The sequence below is a fragment of the Chryseobacterium sp. CS3K3.1 genome (genome assembly GCF_059515165.1).
In genome coordinates, this window is the sequence record NZ_JCAKRV010000001.1 from 486046 (window position 1) to 501695 (window position 15650).

Consider the following 15650-nt stretch of genomic DNA (forward strand, 5'->3'; position numbering starts at 1 on the left):
AAGAAAATATTTTTTTGAAATTTTTCTGTAACGTTTTTTAAGTTGTCATACTTACTCAGTAAATAACAATAAAAAAATATTACTATGAAAACATCTTCAAAAAACCAGTACGCTTATGTAAACAATATTCTGATTGCGGTTGTATCCTCTATTTTCGGTTATAATCTTTATCAGGCCATTGTACATCCGGAAAACTCCAATATTGCGATCAGTCTTATTTTGGTAGTCCTGACTTCCGTTATGGTTCGGAAATATGGCTATCAGCCCGTAAAAGAAGAAAAGAAAAATATTTAATATCAACAGTACATGATAAAGCCCGGAACATTTTTGTTTCGGGTTTGTTTTTAATAATAAGTTTTACTTTATCTTTTCATTGATATAACCTGAGATAAAAATCAATGTAACAATACATTCTGAGATTAAGATCATAACAAGAAACCCAACAGGTTTTCCCAACAAGAACCCTCTGATAAGTTTGATAATTCCCAATAATAAAATAAATCCCGCAAAATAAAGCGTTTTACTCGAAATAGCTATTTTCAAATACTTTAGAATAAAAAGCGAAGCATAAAATCCGAGGATCAGGATGAGATAGAACCTCAGAAAGTCAGGTCCTTTAAGAATAATCGGATTAAATGTCTGATGGACTGCCATAAGCCACATAAAGCCTGTCACAACCGGAACTGAATAAATGATGAGTTTTTTCATAATGATGAGTTTTATTATCCTCCGCATCCCCCACATCCACCGCAGCCTCCTCCACAACCACCTCCGCCGCTGCAGCTTGATCCGCCACAACTTCCTCCGTCATTATTTTGTTTATCTTTTCTGTTAGGGTCAGAAACCTCCTGATCTCCTATGATTGAAACGATCGTTCCCAGAATAAAAATAATCCCAAATACAACTGCAGTAACTATTAACCCTGAAAAGTTATCTCCTTCTGTACACGAAAATAAAAGCAATAACACCAATATGGGAGCAAAGAAGGCCATTTTTCTAAGCCATGATTGCAATGTTGACTTTTTCTTACGCTCTCTCCAGATTTCTTCGGGTGCTTCTTGCCGGAAAATCTGCCGATAACCTGTTAAAGTATCTTCAAACCAGTTCTGATGTCTTTCTTTTTCCGCATAACCACCTTTGGATGGATGATGATGAAGTGGCCTTTTTAAGATGTGAGGACAGAATTCTTCCCAATAATTTTGGGTGTAGATCAGGTGCATATGCCAAACTTTGTCAACGATGTTACTGGGAGAAGCTCCATGAGGAAGAACACAGCAGAGATACACGAACCTTTTGTATTCTTCAATTGCTTTTCTGGCGAAATCAAGACTCCAGCGTTCTTCTTTGGCAAGTTTTTTTGAGAAAGGGAACTCGACACCGGTAGCATCCAGAGAAAATTCCTGTATCCTGTTCCAAAGGGACTCATCTTGTAATAGCATTTTTGTTTCCATTGTTTTGATTTTTTTTCTATTCAAATATCAATGGATTATATAATATAAAAGTCTTTCAAAAATCTTTTTTGGTTTGATAAAAGTCTTAAATTAGTCTTACAAATACACACCATGAAAAAGGAAGATATCCTGCATCTTGAGAAACTCATGAATTTCTTAAGCCGGCAATTTTTAAAGAAAAACCATTGGGAAGATGTTACCAAAACCGAATGGTCTTATATAAGCGCAGAACTGAATGAGCTGATTATCAATGATCATTCAGAAAAACAGATCAAAAAAGAGCCAGATCTTCTGGGAACGAATTATCTGTATGAGCATCTGATCATCAATAAACTGAAAAAATTTAAACAGAATGAAAATGCTGTTTTAAGCAGACCCAACCTTGCTAAACTGAGTCTAATCGTCAAAGTTTTAGGGTATTCCAATTATATAGATTTCATCAATTCAAATACGGAGGCATTCAATTTTAATGATCTGAGGATTGATATGAATAATGCCAATATGAATACCGCACTTTTAGACCGTTTAGTAGGATGCTGGTATTCTTATAACAGAAATCTACCCGATAATCCTTTAATGGCAAAAGAAGACCGTATATGGCGCTCTGCGATGGAAATTTACAAGTCTGAAACCACCGGAGAATATTTTATTGAAAGGAGCGGTGGTGATCATCACAAATATTTCGGAAAGGTGACAGCCTATTCTGATTATGTTTTCATCATCATGAACAGCAATACGTTTATCCGTCAGAGGCATTTCATTTCAAGGATAAAGGATATTAAAGAAAAACTTAAGAACCCGGACTATAAACTCCACGAAATCCATTTCATAAGCACCTGCATTAGCTTCAATCAGGAGCCGATTGCTTTGTTTGAAATCTTCAGAAAAGCGGACAGAAAAACCTTTATTTCTGATTCTATCAGCTTTCCCATTGACAGTGATGAAATACCTGAATCAATTGTTAAACAGCTTGAAGACACCGAATCTAATAGAATAGATTACAGATAGTTAAAAGAGATAAAAAAATTATCGGATACAAAAAACTCAATAATAAACATCATCATCAATCTTTATATCATGGTCAGGGAATAAGACTGTTTCGGGTCTATTGTATTTCTCTTATGCCAGGAATATATTTAAACCTTAAAAATCAATTCATTACCGCAATAATTCTCTAACTTGATGGTTTTAAATATGAACCCCTCAATCGTCTTGCTATGGAATATTATGAATTGTATGAAGTTTTGAAAAATCATTTTGATTCCGGAAAAGGCAGGGTTGAAATTAAAGAATTGAATGTAACCATTGAATCAATTCCTTTTGAATCCAAGGTTTGTGACCTGCTTTATGGCTCAGAAAATCAGCATTGCAACAAACATCAGCAAACGCTCGAAATCAACAAAAATGCTTATCTCTTGTACGACCAACCCGCTGTAGATATCAAAGATTTTGAAATTGAATGCAATAAAAGATTTGAATATCATATCCTGAAGCGGGCAGATATAGAAACAACCGAAGGAGCTTTGTTTTTTTTCCATGGACTGAACGAAAAGAAATGGGATAAATACCTGCCATGGGCGTATGAACTGGCTCAAAGAACACAAAAGGCCATCATTTTATTTCCTATTGCATTTCATATGGATCGTGCAGAACCTATCTGGAGTGACCGCCATCATATGATGGAAGTGGTTAGTTTCAGGAAGAGAAAGTATCCGGAAAACATGAATTACTCTTATGTGAATGCTGCCATAAGTTCCAGACTCGAAGCGCATCCGCAAAGAATTTTCTGGTCCGGCCTCCAAACCTATTCTGATATCACAGAAGTGGTAAAGGACATTAAAAAGGGTAAAATCAAGGGTATTTCTCCAAAAGCAAATCTGGATTTATTTGGCTATTCTATAGGATCATTTCTTGCGTTAATTATCAAAATGGCTGATCCTCATTATTATTTTACCCGATCAAAAGTGTTTTGCTTTTGTGGTGGAATGACGATCGACAGAATGTTTCCAATTTCCAAATACATCATGGATACTCAGGCCACTGTGAAAATGCAGTCTGTTTTTACGGAATTGCTGAGCTCGGATTTTAAATCGGATCCACGTCTGAAACATTATCAGAATGAAGATTTACATCCACAGGAAAGCTGGTTCAAAAAAATGCTACGCTACAATTATTTCCAGAAGGAAAGAGAGGAAAGAATTCAGGAAATCCAATCTCAGATCAAAGCCTATGTCTTGGAAAAAGACAGTGTAGCACCTCCGATAGAAGCTTTAAACACACTGCAGGGCGGCTACAGGAATATTAAAGTCGATATTGAAATCAAAGATTTCCCGTTTGAATATTCTCATATGGTTCCATTTCCGCTTACCCACAAGCATTCAAAACAAGTTACCGAAGCATTTCACCAGTTTGTACAATCTGCCAGTGATTTCTACAATACCTGATGATCAATTTTTCAGGGATAAAATAGAGAAAGAAATAGTTTAAAAATAAATAGTATAAGATCCATGGTGTTTGTTTTTGTTTAATTTTTGTCAACTGACCAGCCAGTCTTTGAAGTCTTTCACGCGGTCTCTGCTGACCGTTATTTCCTCTTCAGGCTGAAACTCAAGGTCCACTTTATAGTAAGGCGAAGTATGGATATTTTTGATATAATCCGAACTGATAATAAACTGCCTGTTCACCCGGAAAAACTTTTTCGTATCCAATACATCTTCCAGCTCATCAAGTGTAAAATCTGACGGATAGGTACGGTCTTCCGTCTGAAGATAAACGATTTTATTCTCACTGAAAAAGCAGCTTATTTCGTGAGTCTGAATAATCTTAAGGTTGTATCCTATTTTCACCAGCACTCTGGAAAGGGTAGATTTTTCTTTTCTGATCAGCTGTTTGATATCTAGAGAACCGTTGGTATCGCTGGCAGGAATGAAGGATTTAAATTTCTCCACGGCTCCTTCCAGGTCTTCATCAAGAATGGGTTTTAAAAGATAATCAATGCTGTTCAGCTTAAAGGCTTTCAGGGTGTACTGATCAAATGCTGTCGTATAAATAATGAAACCTTTGGTAGGTGCTTTTTCAAAAATATCAAAAGACAGTCCGTCACCCAAAACAATATCGGAAAAGATCAGCTGCGGATGCTCGTTTTCAGAAAACCAGGCAACTCCTTCTTCCACCGATTCTATTTTGGCAACTATCTCTATTTCAGGAAAATTATTCAACATTCTCTCTAATTTCCTTGAAGCAGGTTTTTCGTCTTCTATGATGACAGTTTTGATCATTGATCTTTAATTTTAGTTTTCAGATTATTGGGAAATAAAGGTAGATAAAAGCAGACAAATTTTAATAATCTATTCGCTTTTTCTCTTTTTTAAGTTCTTTTTCAATCATATTCTTTTCCCATTCGGAATCAAAAAGAAACAGTTTTGCAGCTTTTACGAGGATAATAAATCCCCAGATTCCAAGGATGGTATATCGGTCAAACCAATGAAAATTAATCATCTTTTCGCCAAAAATATCATCAGGAATGATCAGAACGGCAAATAAGGCAAATATAAAAAGGCTTTTATAGAATTTTCTGATGCTGTTGGTTCTTGTGTGGGCAGTTTCGTAATCCATGATCTTATAAGTTTTTAAGTTATTGTTTATAGTGTTTTTATTTTCTGTTTTTCATCCTTCTCCATCAGTTCTTTTATTTTTCTTTCTTCCCAGCTTTTACCAATCCCGAATACGCTTATGGCATGAAATGCAATTCCTACTCCCCATCCCAGTGCAGGCCATAGAAACCATAAATATCCGGGAGCAGTTACAATGTTCAGTATTGCTAAAAAAGGAATAATGATACAGTACGAGGTAAGGTTTCCATAAAATTCTTTCAGGTCTTTCACTCGTCTTGAAGCTTTTCTGTAAGCAATTGTTTCTTTGTCAGGTAAAATTTCCATAATGATTTGTTTTAAAGGTTGATTTGTTTTTTCTTGAATCAAAGGTAGCTCAGGAAAGTGCCACGAATCAATTTTATGTGACCGAATGGTAGATTATACTGTCTGAACTGTAAAAACCTGCCATTAATAGATAAAAGGGATCAATTTTTTGGTGCTTTTTCTGTATTCAATATATTCATCCCCAAACTGTTCTATCAGCGTCTGTTCTTCAATCTTAATCCTGTAGGCAAAGGCTAAAAACGGAGGAACAAAAGCAAAAATCAATGAAAGCCAGTTATTTAAATACAAACCTAGGCCCAGAGAAGTCAGCAGCGAAAAAGCATAGGAAGGATGTCTCAGATATTTATAAAATCCTTCTTTTTTGATTTTATGATCCTGTCTGATGGTTACATCTACTGTAAAATATTTCCCTAATGATCTGATGATGATGTATCTGACAATAATCCCGATAAGGATAAAAAGTTCACCCAGATATGCAATCCAAATTCCATTAACTATAGGAAAATGAGTGTTGTAAAAAATAAATACTGAACTTGCAATAGAAAATGGAATGGCGAGCCATAGGATATTCAGAGTTGATTTATCCTTGTTCTTTTGATCTTCTTTGCCGGATTTCAACATGTTCTTGTAAAGGAATTCCGTGAGAAACCAGGCGGCCATTGAAATGTAGAATAGAATTGATAAAGTATTCATTTTTCAGAAGGTTTTTAAGATTAAGCGCTATTTCTTTTAGTGATCTTTCTGTTTATCCATTAGTTCTTTGATCTTCTTATCTTCCCATTTCCTGATAAAATTAACCTGCGGCAGAAAAACGGTCACCGCGTGAGCTGCAAGCCCTATTCCCCAGAAAGTTGCCGTAAAAAAATTTTTAAACTGAAAATAGCTTTCACCAGGCTTCAGGTGCATACAATTATAGACAACAATCAGAGCATTCACTGCGATATAAGCGAATACATGTCCGTAAAACCCGCGCAGTCTTTCTACCTGTCTTCTTGCCCGTTGATATTCAATATTGTTTTCGTCAAATCTTCCCATGGTTCTATTTTTTTTGTTTGTTCATAATTTCACGAATCTTCTTTTCCTGCCATGATTCTCCTACTCCAAACACCTGAAATGCATGGGAAGCAACGCCTATTCCCCATCCAAGTACGGGAAACCAGAACCAGTGATTTCTGCTGCTTGTAAAAAGATTGATAAAGATTAAAAAGGCGCTTACGGTACAGTAAGAAATAAGGTTCATATAAAAACTCTTAATCTCTTTTACTCTCTTTTGTGCCCTTTGGTAAGCGGCAGAATCATCTTCAGGTTTTGATGTAGAAATATGCGGTTTAGCCATCAGCATCGGAAGTTTTACTTTAAAATGATCTTCGGATTTTTCAATGAAGACATTTCGCTCTGTAATAAGGGAATAGCGCTGTACAATATTAGCTAGACCAATTCCTGAGCTTTCTTTGATCTGCTCCCTTACCTGAAGATTATTTTCAATACAAAGGGTATTTCCGTCTGAAAAAATTCTGATGACCAAAGGTTTTGATGACGTTGCAAAATTATGCTTGATACAGTTCTCCAACAAGAGCTGCAAAGCCAGTGGAACTACATATTTTTGATAATCCTCTTGAGCAACATCAAAAGTAAAATCTACACTGTCTTCAAACCTTGTTTTTAAAAGTTCGCAATAGGTTCTGGCAAATTCTATTTCATCTTCCACCGTTACCAGCTCTTTATCTTTTTGTTCAAGTACATACCGGTAAATCTTTGACATTGAAGCGGTAAACTTTTGCGCCTGTCTTGGATTTTCATCAATCAGAGAGCTTAAAACGTTCAGGGAATTGAAAAGGAAATGCGGATCCAGCTGGTTTTTTAAACTTTCAAACTGGGCATTGGCGGATTTGGCGATCAGCTTCTGCTCCACCACTTCTTTTTTGGAAGTTTTCTTCAGTTCTTCCATAAAACCTTTCGCGTGCAGGAAAGCAGAAATCAGAAGGGCAATATTGATCATAAACCAATTGGTTACCCCATATTTAGAGGAAAAGAATACTTCTGTGGTTGCTGTTTTCTGAATCACTACATAGTTCATATAATTACAGAAATACACCAGAATAAAGTTCCCGATGATAATGGAAATAATACTTAAAATAGCTCTCGTTCGGGTAGCTTCGGACCATGGGAATTTTCTGTTGAGAAATTCATTGATAAATCCGTTTCCAAATCCCAGAACAAACGAGTACATGGTGGAAAGGAGCAGCGTAATCAAAAAAGTCTGCAAAGTTTTTTCATCATTAAAAAACAAAAAGAAAAACAATGTAGTTCCCAATGATGTCCAAAGTAAGGTTTTCAAATATTTACGCTTCATGATCTGTTTTCTTGACTCAAAATTAGTTTTTATTAAAGGTATCAAAAATTAATTGTTACCGAAGGGCTGATTTTTCGTTCTGAACGGTACCAAAAAAACCTTCACGAATGAAGGTTGATTGATTTGAAATACAGAGAAAACTACTTTACTTTTTCTGCCGGTAAGCTTAGGAAATAATCGGCTTCTCCTCTTCCCCAGTTAGGATCTAAAGCGGTTTTGGGCTTATATGTTGTAAATTTTGCCTGAGCATCTTTAAATAGTTCCAATCCTTTGGTTTTACTTCCTCCGTACTGTTCGGGAGTAAAATAGACATCTTCTGCTTTGATCAATGCAATTCTTGGATTTGAAGGATCTAATTTTTCTGCAATATTAAGTTCATCAGCAGCTCTTGCCCCATCTGTCATGTAACGCTGGGCAGGATTTACCATCATTCTCAGGGAATAAGACATTTTTCTCAACAGATGAATTTCCGCATTATCTGCTCCGGCAAGATTCTGAGCCATTGAAAGATGCTTCTCAGCCTGATCAGCGATAACATCAAGCTCCTGCATTTTTCCCTCTCTCATCAGGACTCTTCCTTTCTGAATTAAAGAAAAAGCTGCGTAGTATGCCGGAAGCCATTTTGTGCTTTCTTTGCTTCCAATTCTCTGGAAGTCGTTAGACAGAGCCTGGAAATCTTCCGGGGTTTTGCAGGTTTCAATTTTCGCAATTTTTTCAGACATTATTTTATCGTAATCTGCCTGTGCAAAAGCCGTTAAGCTCACCAAAGCTAAAGCAAAACTTAAAAGGTATTTTTTCATGATATTAAATTTTAAAAGTTAGTTATTGTGTGTTCTAAGATATGTTTTTTATAAATTATTATTGATGGCATCATCTGTTTTATCTACTCCAAAGCTTATAAATGCTCCTATGAAAACAAAAGTATTGACTGGCGGAACAATAGCAGAGCTTCTGGAACCATTGGCTGAAAAATTATAGCCATATACATTCTTTGATCCTAAAATATTGCTGATGCTCAATACAAATACAGGAAATGCTTTCGCATCTTTTTTACCGATATTCGGAAGATAATTGACACTGAAATTCAATGCGTTGTAATCCTTAAGTCTTCCTTCATTCCGGATAAAATTTACAGCTTTTCCATCTTTAAATGTAGAGGCAATGTCATAATAAGGCCGTCCTTTGGCGTAAGTATATGATAGATTGACCCCAAGTTTCCATTCCGGAATAAATCTTTTTGCTACTGCTGCAAGGGTATGTTCTGCTGCAAAACTCGGCTGCAGGCTTACCGGATAATTCAGGAAATCTCTTTTGGAATCCAGATAAGAGTAGCTGATCCAGTAATCGATATTTTCAAATGTCTTTTTATTATCTCTCCAGAAAAACTCCAGTCCTTTTGCATATCCGTAACCATCATTATTTAATGCGTTCTGAATCTGCTGATTTTGCTCTTTGTTCTGGGTAATATTGAACGTCTTAATCAACTGGTCATATTTCTTGTAAAATGCCTCAAAACGTAAAGTTCTGCCTTCTGAAGCTCTCTGAACCTGGAAAATATAATGTTGTGATTTCTGAAAACCAAGATTAGCAGGTCCATTGATGTATTTACTTTCAGGATTCTGAAAAAAAATCCCGTAAGCTAACGAAGTGGTCCAGTCTTTTGCAAGGCGGTAGGCAATCGCAAAACGGGGCGCAATATTATCCTTTCCTAAAAATGAAGAATGTTCTGCTCTCACCCCTATTTTTGCTGACAATGCATTGCTGAAGCCAAGGTCTGTTTCCACAAAAGCAGAGGAGATCAGGTCTTTATAATGTTTCTGTACCGCTTCAAAATTCAGATTTTCATCGGTATTATTCAGTTCAATTCCTCCTCTTACGGCACTGATTCTGTTTATCTTTCTTTCAAGAACTGCTTTGAAGTTCACATAGTTTCCGTCAGTGAGAAGCTGGCTTCTGTTGGATTCAATATCATTGGTTTCCTTTGAAAAATGAAGATCCGATCTGTTGTAGGAATAAGAACCTCCAATATTCAAAAGATATTTTCCGAATTTTTGTTTAAAAGAAAGGTTGTGAAATGTATTTTTACCGTTAAGCTTTACCAGGCTGAAATCGGATCCGGATTCAAGACTTTCTGATCTCACGCCCATTTTATTGGAATTGAACATTCCGTAATATTTGAAAAAGCCTCCTGATTTTGTTTTAAATCTGAAATTCAGATCTCCGTTTAGACCTTGCGGAGCTTCAACAAAATCTGTATTAAAATTAAAGACTTTCTGCATCAGGCTTAGCAGAGAATATCCTGCTGTAGCTCCGTAAGAATAGTTTTTATTATCTGATAACTTCTGAAAGCCGGCATTCAGGAAAATAGGTGAAATCCCAACATTATAAGATGTTTCATCCGGAAGATCCACACTTTCCAGCATTAAAGCTCCCGAAAGGGCCTGGCCGTACAATGCAGAATAGCCACCACTTGAGAAGATATTTCCTTTAAAAAGCGAAGTATTGAACTGATCTCTTCCCGCAATTCCCGGAACTGAATTGGAAAAATAATTATTGATAAGACTTCCGTCCATAAAGATTTTAGATTCCGTTCCGGTACCTCCACGGATAAATAGCCCTTCTGTTCCACCTACTTTCTGTACTCCCGGGAGATAAGTCAATGCTGAAGAAATCTGTCCGTCTGCTCCTGCTGTGGTATAAATATCAATGGGAGTGAGTAATGCTGTTGCTCTTTTCTTATCGCTGGCTTCAATAGATCCTGCAGAAACCACCACTGCATCAATCTCACTGATCTGTTCTTTAAGATCAATATTCAAGGTAATATCCTGACTTTCAATAGAAACTGATCTTTCCACATTTTCATATTTCGGGTGGGTAAAAGTAATTGTATGAGCTCCTTTTTCTGAAGTTTCAAAGGTAAAATTACCCTGGGCATCTGTTGTAGCCCCATCATAGGTATCTTTCAGTGTTACATTTACTTCAGCGACTCCTTTGTTTTTGAAGGATACTTTCCCCGATATTTTCACCTGGGAATATCCCATAATGGAAGTGAGAAGAAGAATCAGAAACAGTATGTTTTGTCCTTGTGTTTTCATTTTTATTGTTTTCTGAAATCAAAAATAGCATGAGAAATGCCTTTCTGTAAAAAATATATTACTGAAAGGCATTCTTTTACTCCCGAATGGTAATTAATGAACCGGAATGCAAAAATCCACGATCATTTTTCGTTCCGGATGTTCTTTAAAATTGGAGTGATAGATTTCATAAGGGAAGATTCTTCTCATGGTGTAATTGTTTTCATTCATCCATAAGAACAAAGAAACCCAACATTGTTCAAAATCATCCAATGTCACCTCTCCGCTTCCCACAATGTACTTTCCTCCCTCTAATGTTTCTGGAAAGACTTCCCCGTCCTGCTGCTGAAGTTTTTCATCCAAAAGCATGCAGGCGTGAATCCTGACTTTATCGAGAGGTGTGATTTTACAGCTGTCGTGATAAACAGAGATCATTTTAAGATTCTCCCGAGGAAACAGTTGTTTCTTCTTTGCCCAGTCTATTAAAATGTTGAAAGAAGGTTCTACGCTGGCCATTCCAAGGCTCATTACGGATGCCAGATTCATTTCCGGCATTTCTTTTACTTCGATTTTTAAATTCATTTTAGTCCAGTTTAACAGGTTTTCAATATTGCAAATGTATTGGCTGAAAACCGTATCAACTTGTCCGTTCTTGCTTTGTGTTTGTAAAATCCTGTGAAATTTTTCCGGTGCTGATCTGCGGAATTCTGTTGGAGCGAGACCATAATATTTTTTGAATGTTTTGCAGAAAACAGAATGATTGGAGAAACCAAGGTCCCAATAGATCTCCTTGATGTCCATATTTTTATGAACCGCCAGATGAAGGGCACTTTTCTCTATTTTCTTTCTGATGATATAATTCTGAAGGGTCTCTCCTGTAACCAGCTTAAAGATTCTGTGAAAATGAAACGGAGAATAAGCGCTTACCTCTGAAACTTTTTCCAAAGAAAGATCTGCATCAATATGGTTATCAATATATTGAATTGTTTTTACAATCCGTTTTTTATACTCTTCCACTTCAAAATTATTAGTTTACAAAGATATTTTTCCGGAATGAAAGTCTGTTGTCTTTTATTGCTATTGTCTGGAGGTCATTTCGCTTTTTTTGTCACGAGATATCTTCTTCAAAACGTTTAAATAAAAGAACATCTTCTTTAATTTTCTGATCTGAAGATGCGATATACCCCTGATACTCTTCATGAATAAAAATTTCTCTTGTAAAGAACTTTTCTTTTTCAATCCTGCATTCGTTATTGATCACTTCAAAAGAATCCAGCGGAAGCATCATCCCTGCTCCATGAGCTTTTATTACAGCTTCCTTTCTTGTCCAATAAGTGAAGAATTCTTTCGTTTTATCTTCAGCATCATGAATTTCCTGAAGCTCTTTGGCCGTCATCTGAAATATAAAATCCTTATGATTGATCTTCGGATCTCTGAATTCAACATCTATTCCCAAAGGATATTCTGCAATAGCACAGACCGCAAGCTCTTTGGAATGCGATATATTAAAATAAATATGATGGTCTTTTAAGTAAGGCTTTTTATTGGGAAGAACTCCTGTTTTTACATCAGAAATATTATAATACGTTTTTAATCCATATTGTAAAAGCACCTTTCCCAGTAAAGAAAGCTGTGCATCCTGCCATCTTCTGTATCTCAGGATATCCTGTCTGATTTCCATAGAAAAAGCAGGCAGATGCCTGTCCAGAAGAGGCTGATGTTTTGTTTCATTGATGAATGTATACAGAATAATCATTTTCTATTTCTTTGCGCCTCCTGGATTTGATTTATAAGTGGCTTTCTATCCACTAAAATAAGCTTTTTTTTACCTCGTTTTAAATACAGTTAGCCTCCACAGCTAAGTTCAGAATTTAAGTATAAAACAGCCTGTATTAAAGCAATCATTTAAACTAAGTTTTTCAAAAAAGAGTGAGATCATAAAGCCTTTTGGAAAATCTTTTTTAAATTTATCGTAAAATCACTATAAATCATTTAAAAAATGAAAGTACAAACATTAGCATTATTGGCGGGATTTGCAGTTTTTGCCGTTTCATGCGGAACCACAAAAACATACTCTGTAAATGCCAAAAGCGGAACACAGACAGGAGGAACGGCGAAGTTTACTCAAAATGGAAATGAAGTAACCATGAAGCTGGATATTACCAACCTTACTCCTGGAATCCATGCGGTACACATTCATGAAAAAGGAGACTGCTCAGCTGCAGACGGAACTTCTACTGGCGGCCACTGGAATCCTTCAAAGAATGATCATGGTAAATGGGGTGCTGAACATTTCCATATGGGAGATATAGGAAACCTGGTTGCTGATCAGAACGGAACGGCGACATTGACTTTCAAGACAGACAAATGGTGTCTGGGCTGTACAGATGAGTCTAAAAACATCATTGGAAAAGGTCTTATTGTACACGCTGCAGCAGATGATTTCCATACCCAGCCTACCGGAAATGCAGGAGGAAGAGTAGGATGTGTAGAAATTAAGTAATCTACTTTATTCAATAAAAAACCGCTAACCAAAAAGATTAGCGGTTTTTTTTATGTTTAGGATTTAGCCCCCATGTCTGATACAATATTCATTGCTTCCTGCAGGTAAAGATCTTTTTTCAGATTCTTGATCCACATTTCAGATTTTTTCTTGAAAGCTTCATCTTTTTTCTCTCTTTCAATTTCACTTGGATACATGATAAACTGAAGGCCGTTCTCAAATTTCGTCAAAGCTTTGAACTTTTCAATCTGAGATTTTCTGTTCTTCATCAGCTCGTTAAACTTCGTAATATTCAAAGTGATATTTTCTTCTTTATCCAGTTTTTCTCTCCATTGAGCGGATTCTAATAACAACTGGTAATTGCTGTTTTTAGCCATTCTGTCTGCACTCGCTTTTTCCAGCGCCTGAATGTTGAAATAGTTCAGTTTCTGGAATTTTGTAGGTGAAATTTTATCCCAGGCCAATGCATAATCATCATAGCGCTCTCCTACTTCAGCATAAGTAAAGAAATTCTTCATCTGAATATCAGAAACGATACCTTTTCTCTGGGTAGATTCTCCTGTTATTCTATAGAATTTCTGGATCGTCAGTTTTAAAGATCCGAAATCATCTTCTGTGTTCAGGAATCTGTTCAGATCCACAAAAGTCTGAACGGTACCTTTTCCGAAAGACTGCGGAGATCCGATGATCATTGCTCTTCCATAATCCTGCATTACACCTGCAAGGATTTCTGAAGCGGAAGCGGAAAGTTCATTTTGCATAATGACAAGCGGACCAGTCCAGATAGGAGCTTCGTTCTTATTTTTAAGCGTCTGTATTTTTCCATTTCCGTCTTTCACCTGAACATAAGGACCAGCTTCCATGAAAAGTCCCATAATATCACCTACTTCAGTTAAAGAGCCTCCGCCATTATTTCTAAGGTCAAGAATAATCCCTTCAATATTCTGAGCTTTAAGTTTAATAATCTCGTTTTTAATGTCATCAGAAGCGTTTCTTCCTTTGGCATTTTCAAAGTCAGCATTAAAACTTGGAAGGTTGATGAAACCGTATTTTTTACCATTTGGAGCATTCACTACAATACTTCTTGCAAATGTATCTTCGATAGCAACTTCTTCACGGATCATCGTTACATCTTTAATGGTACCGTCTTTTTTCTGAACCGTTAAGGTTACCGGAGTTCCTTTTTCACCTCTGATCAAACGTACTGCTTCATCAGAAAGCATTCCCACTACATTTACAGCATCTTCCTTCGGTTTGGATCTTACTTTGAGGATTTTATCACCTTCTGAAAGCTGTTTCGACTTCCATGCCGGTGCTCCAATAGTAAGCGCTCCTAAGTAAAGGTTTCCTTTTTTCTCCTGGATCAAAGCCCCGATACCGATAACTTTTCCGGTAAACTGAGTATCAAAATCTTCTTTATCTTTTGGAGAATAGTAGTTGGTGTGCGGATCAAATACTTCTGTATACGCATTCATATACACGGTAAACCAATCCATTTTCTTTCTCTTTTTGAATCTCGTGAAAGTATCTTTTACAAGGTCTTTTACTTCATCAGTCGCTTTTTTGATCTTCTCGTCCTGAGTAAGTGGCTTAAACTTGATCGTATCTTTCAGTTTGTATTTCTGAACAGAGTCTTTCTTTTCTTTCTGAGCTTCTTCTTTGCTGTTCATCGACTCAACTTCCTGAAGTATGTTGTATTTGATGAATTTTTTCCACTCATTATACTGTTCCTGTTTGTTGGCAGGTACTTTTTTTAATTTGGGCTCAAGAGTAAGCGTTTCATCTTCCTGAAGATTGATGGGCTTGCTGAAGATATCCTGTGTGATTTTATCAATCTCATCTACTCTCTGGTATAGCCTGTCAATCGTAAGCTTATAGAATGTCAGATCACCTTGTCCGATATAGTCATCAAGCTTTGTTTCATGCTTGCTGAATTCATCCATATCAGATTGAAGAAAATATCTTTTTGCCGGATCTACCAATTCGAAATAATGCTTATAAACGTCCTTCGAATAGGCATCATTGATAGATTTCGGGCTATAATGCAGATAAGAAAGTGTGTTTTTTACGCTCACCATTATCGTCTGCATCTTTTCATCGTCATTCTGTGGCGAGTTGAAACAAAACATTAGACTGGTTAATGGAATAAGGAGTAAAAATTTATTCAGTTTGAAATTTTTCCACATAAACTGTCTTTATTTATTAATTTTTTTAAAATAAGTATAATAATTAGTAGCAGTAAGTCTGGTACTGTTACAAATGATCAAATTTAATACCTTATTTACAAATATCGACAGTTTTGACGATTTTTATTTAAAGAGATTGACAAAT

General features: G+C 36.3%; 17 protein-coding genes. 4 read left to right on the plus strand and 13 right to left on the minus strand.

The features are described from left to right. Window positions 1-84 precede the first annotated feature (84 nt). On the plus strand, window positions 85-294 hold the full coding sequence (locus tag AC5YGI_RS02185; protein WP_330744780.1) for a hypothetical protein: 210 nt from the start codon (window positions 85-87) through the stop codon (window positions 292-294). Between the two features lie 63 nt (window positions 295-357). Here AC5YGI_RS02185 and AC5YGI_RS02190 read toward each other — a convergent pair whose 3' ends face one another. Together AC5YGI_RS02190 and AC5YGI_RS02195 are read right to left on the minus strand one after the other, a co-directional pair. Then, window positions 358-708 (minus strand): hypothetical protein, encoded by a 351-nt coding sequence (locus AC5YGI_RS02190; protein ID WP_330744779.1) that lies wholly within the window; start codon window positions 706-708, stop codon window positions 358-360. 14 nt (window positions 709-722) lie between these two features. Beyond that, window positions 723-1451 carry a glycine-rich domain-containing protein gene (locus tag AC5YGI_RS02195; protein ID WP_330744778.1) on the minus strand — a complete coding sequence of 243 codons (729 nt, stop codon included), beginning with the start codon at window positions 1449-1451 and terminating at the stop codon, window positions 723-725. A 111-nt stretch (window positions 1452-1562) separates the two neighbouring features. Between AC5YGI_RS02195 and AC5YGI_RS02200 the strand changes: the two genes are divergently transcribed. Together AC5YGI_RS02200 and AC5YGI_RS02205 are read left to right on the plus strand one after the other, a co-directional pair. After that, window positions 1563-2459 (plus strand): hypothetical protein, encoded by an 897-nt coding sequence (locus AC5YGI_RS02200; protein WP_330744777.1) that lies wholly within the window; start codon window positions 1563-1565, stop codon window positions 2457-2459. Between the two features lie 209 nt (window positions 2460-2668). Then, window positions 2669-3895: a DUF6051 family protein gene (locus tag AC5YGI_RS02205; RefSeq protein WP_330744776.1), complete on the plus strand. Its 1227-nt coding sequence runs from the start codon at window positions 2669-2671 to the stop codon at window positions 3893-3895. A 90-nt stretch (window positions 3896-3985) separates the two neighbouring features. On the opposite strand, the gene AC5YGI_RS02210 is transcribed toward AC5YGI_RS02205, so the two are convergent. The 10 genes from AC5YGI_RS02210 to AC5YGI_RS02255 all read right to left on the minus strand — a co-directional run bounded on the left by AC5YGI_RS02210 (window position 3986) and on the right by AC5YGI_RS02255 (window position 12572). Continuing rightward, the gene (locus AC5YGI_RS02210; protein ID WP_330744775.1) at window positions 3986-4729 is read right to left on the minus strand and encodes a LytR/AlgR family response regulator transcription factor; all 744 of its coding nucleotides are present in this window, start codon (window positions 4727-4729) and stop codon (window positions 3986-3988) included. A 61-nt stretch (window positions 4730-4790) separates the two neighbouring features. Beyond that, window positions 4791-5066 carry a 2TM domain-containing protein gene (locus tag AC5YGI_RS02215; protein WP_330744774.1) on the minus strand — a complete coding sequence of 92 codons (276 nt, stop codon included), beginning with the start codon at window positions 5064-5066 and terminating at the stop codon, window positions 4791-4793. A 26-nt stretch (window positions 5067-5092) separates the two neighbouring features. After that, window positions 5093-5389 carry a 2TM domain-containing protein gene (locus AC5YGI_RS02220; protein ID WP_330744773.1) on the minus strand — a complete coding sequence of 99 codons (297 nt, stop codon included), beginning with the start codon at window positions 5387-5389 and terminating at the stop codon, window positions 5093-5095. Window positions 5390-5512: 123 nt separating this feature from the next. Beyond that, on the minus strand, window positions 5513-6082 hold the full coding sequence (locus AC5YGI_RS02225) for a methyltransferase family protein (protein ID WP_330744772.1): 570 nt from the start codon (window positions 6080-6082) through the stop codon (window positions 5513-5515). 36 nt (window positions 6083-6118) lie between these two features. Next, window positions 6119-6424, minus strand: a complete 306-nt coding sequence (locus tag AC5YGI_RS02230) for a 2TM domain-containing protein (RefSeq protein WP_202842124.1) — start codon at window positions 6422-6424, stop codon at window positions 6119-6121. A 4-nt stretch (window positions 6425-6428) separates the two neighbouring features. Then, window positions 6429-7742 (minus strand): 2TM domain-containing protein, encoded by a 1314-nt coding sequence (locus AC5YGI_RS02235; protein ID WP_330744771.1) that lies wholly within the window; start codon window positions 7740-7742, stop codon window positions 6429-6431. A gap of 140 nt (window positions 7743-7882) precedes the next feature. Beyond that, entirely contained in the window at window positions 7883-8542 is a 660-nt protein-coding gene (locus AC5YGI_RS02240) for a hypothetical protein (RefSeq protein ID WP_496167384.1), read from the minus strand. A 48-nt stretch (window positions 8543-8590) separates the two neighbouring features. Next, entirely contained in the window at window positions 8591-10837 is a 2247-nt protein-coding gene (locus AC5YGI_RS02245) for a TonB-dependent receptor (protein ID WP_496167385.1), read from the minus strand. A gap of 93 nt (window positions 10838-10930) precedes the next feature. Further along, on the minus strand, window positions 10931-11833 hold the full coding sequence (locus AC5YGI_RS02250; protein WP_330744768.1) for an AraC family transcriptional regulator: 903 nt from the start codon (window positions 11831-11833) through the stop codon (window positions 10931-10933). Between the two features lie 91 nt (window positions 11834-11924). Then, the gene (locus AC5YGI_RS02255; protein WP_330744767.1) at window positions 11925-12572 is read right to left on the minus strand and encodes a 4'-phosphopantetheinyl transferase family protein; all 648 of its coding nucleotides are present in this window, start codon (window positions 12570-12572) and stop codon (window positions 11925-11927) included. A 243-nt stretch (window positions 12573-12815) separates the two neighbouring features. Between AC5YGI_RS02255 and AC5YGI_RS02260 the strand changes: the two genes are divergently transcribed. Beyond that, on the plus strand, window positions 12816-13319 hold the full coding sequence (locus AC5YGI_RS02260) for a superoxide dismutase family protein (RefSeq protein WP_062672846.1): 504 nt from the start codon (window positions 12816-12818) through the stop codon (window positions 13317-13319). A 56-nt stretch (window positions 13320-13375) separates the two neighbouring features. Here the strand turns inward: AC5YGI_RS02260 and AC5YGI_RS02265 are convergent, their stop codons facing one another. After that, entirely contained in the window at window positions 13376-15505 is a 2130-nt protein-coding gene (locus AC5YGI_RS02265) for a carboxy terminal-processing peptidase (protein ID WP_496167386.1), read from the minus strand. Between the last annotated feature and the right edge of the window lie 145 nt (window positions 15506-15650).

Bases quoted from the DNA above. Each gene is read 5' to 3' on its own strand.
- AC5YGI_RS02220 (WP_330744773.1), bottom strand. From the start codon at position 5,389: ATGGAAATTTTACCTGACAAAGAAACAATTGCTTACAGAAAAGCTTCA.
- AC5YGI_RS02210 (WP_330744775.1), bottom strand. From the start codon at position 4,729: ATGATCAAAACTGTCATCATAGAAGACGAAAAACCTGCTTCAAGGAAA.
- AC5YGI_RS02185 (WP_330744780.1), top strand. From the start codon at position 85: ATGAAAACATCTTCAAAAAACCAGTACGCTTATGTAAACAATATTCTG.
- AC5YGI_RS02205 (WP_330744776.1), top strand. From the start codon at position 2,669: ATGGAATATTATGAATTGTATGAAGTTTTGAAAAATCATTTTGATTCC.
- AC5YGI_RS02215 (WP_330744774.1), bottom strand. From the start codon at position 5,066: ATGGATTACGAAACTGCCCACACAAGAACCAACAGCATCAGAAAATTC.
- AC5YGI_RS02225 (WP_330744772.1), bottom strand. From the start codon at position 6,082: ATGAATACTTTATCAATTCTATTCTACATTTCAATGGCCGCCTGGTTT.
- AC5YGI_RS02235 (WP_330744771.1), bottom strand. From the start codon at position 7,742: ATGAAGCGTAAATATTTGAAAACCTTACTTTGGACATCATTGGGAACT.
- AC5YGI_RS02265 (WP_496167386.1), bottom strand. From the start codon at position 15,505: ATGTGGAAAAATTTCAAACTGAATAAATTTTTACTCCTTATTCCATTA.
- AC5YGI_RS02240 (WP_496167384.1), bottom strand. From the start codon at position 8,542: ATGAAAAAATACCTTTTAAGTTTTGCTTTAGCTTTGGTGAGCTTAACG.
- AC5YGI_RS02245 (WP_496167385.1), bottom strand. From the start codon at position 10,837: ATGAAAACACAAGGACAAAACATACTGTTTCTGATTCTTCTTCTCACT.
- AC5YGI_RS02190 (WP_330744779.1), bottom strand. From the start codon at position 708: ATGAAAAAACTCATCATTTATTCAGTTCCGGTTGTGACAGGCTTTATG.
- AC5YGI_RS02195 (WP_330744778.1), bottom strand. From the start codon at position 1,451: ATGGAAACAAAAATGCTATTACAAGATGAGTCCCTTTGGAACAGGATA.
- AC5YGI_RS02200 (WP_330744777.1), top strand. From the start codon at position 1,563: ATGAAAAAGGAAGATATCCTGCATCTTGAGAAACTCATGAATTTCTTA.
- AC5YGI_RS02260 (WP_062672846.1), top strand. From the start codon at position 12,816: ATGAAAGTACAAACATTAGCATTATTGGCGGGATTTGCAGTTTTTGCC.
- AC5YGI_RS02255 (WP_330744767.1), bottom strand. From the start codon at position 12,572: ATGATTATTCTGTATACATTCATCAATGAAACAAAACATCAGCCTCTT.
- AC5YGI_RS02230 (WP_202842124.1), bottom strand. From the start codon at position 6,424: ATGGGAAGATTTGACGAAAACAATATTGAATATCAACGGGCAAGAAGA.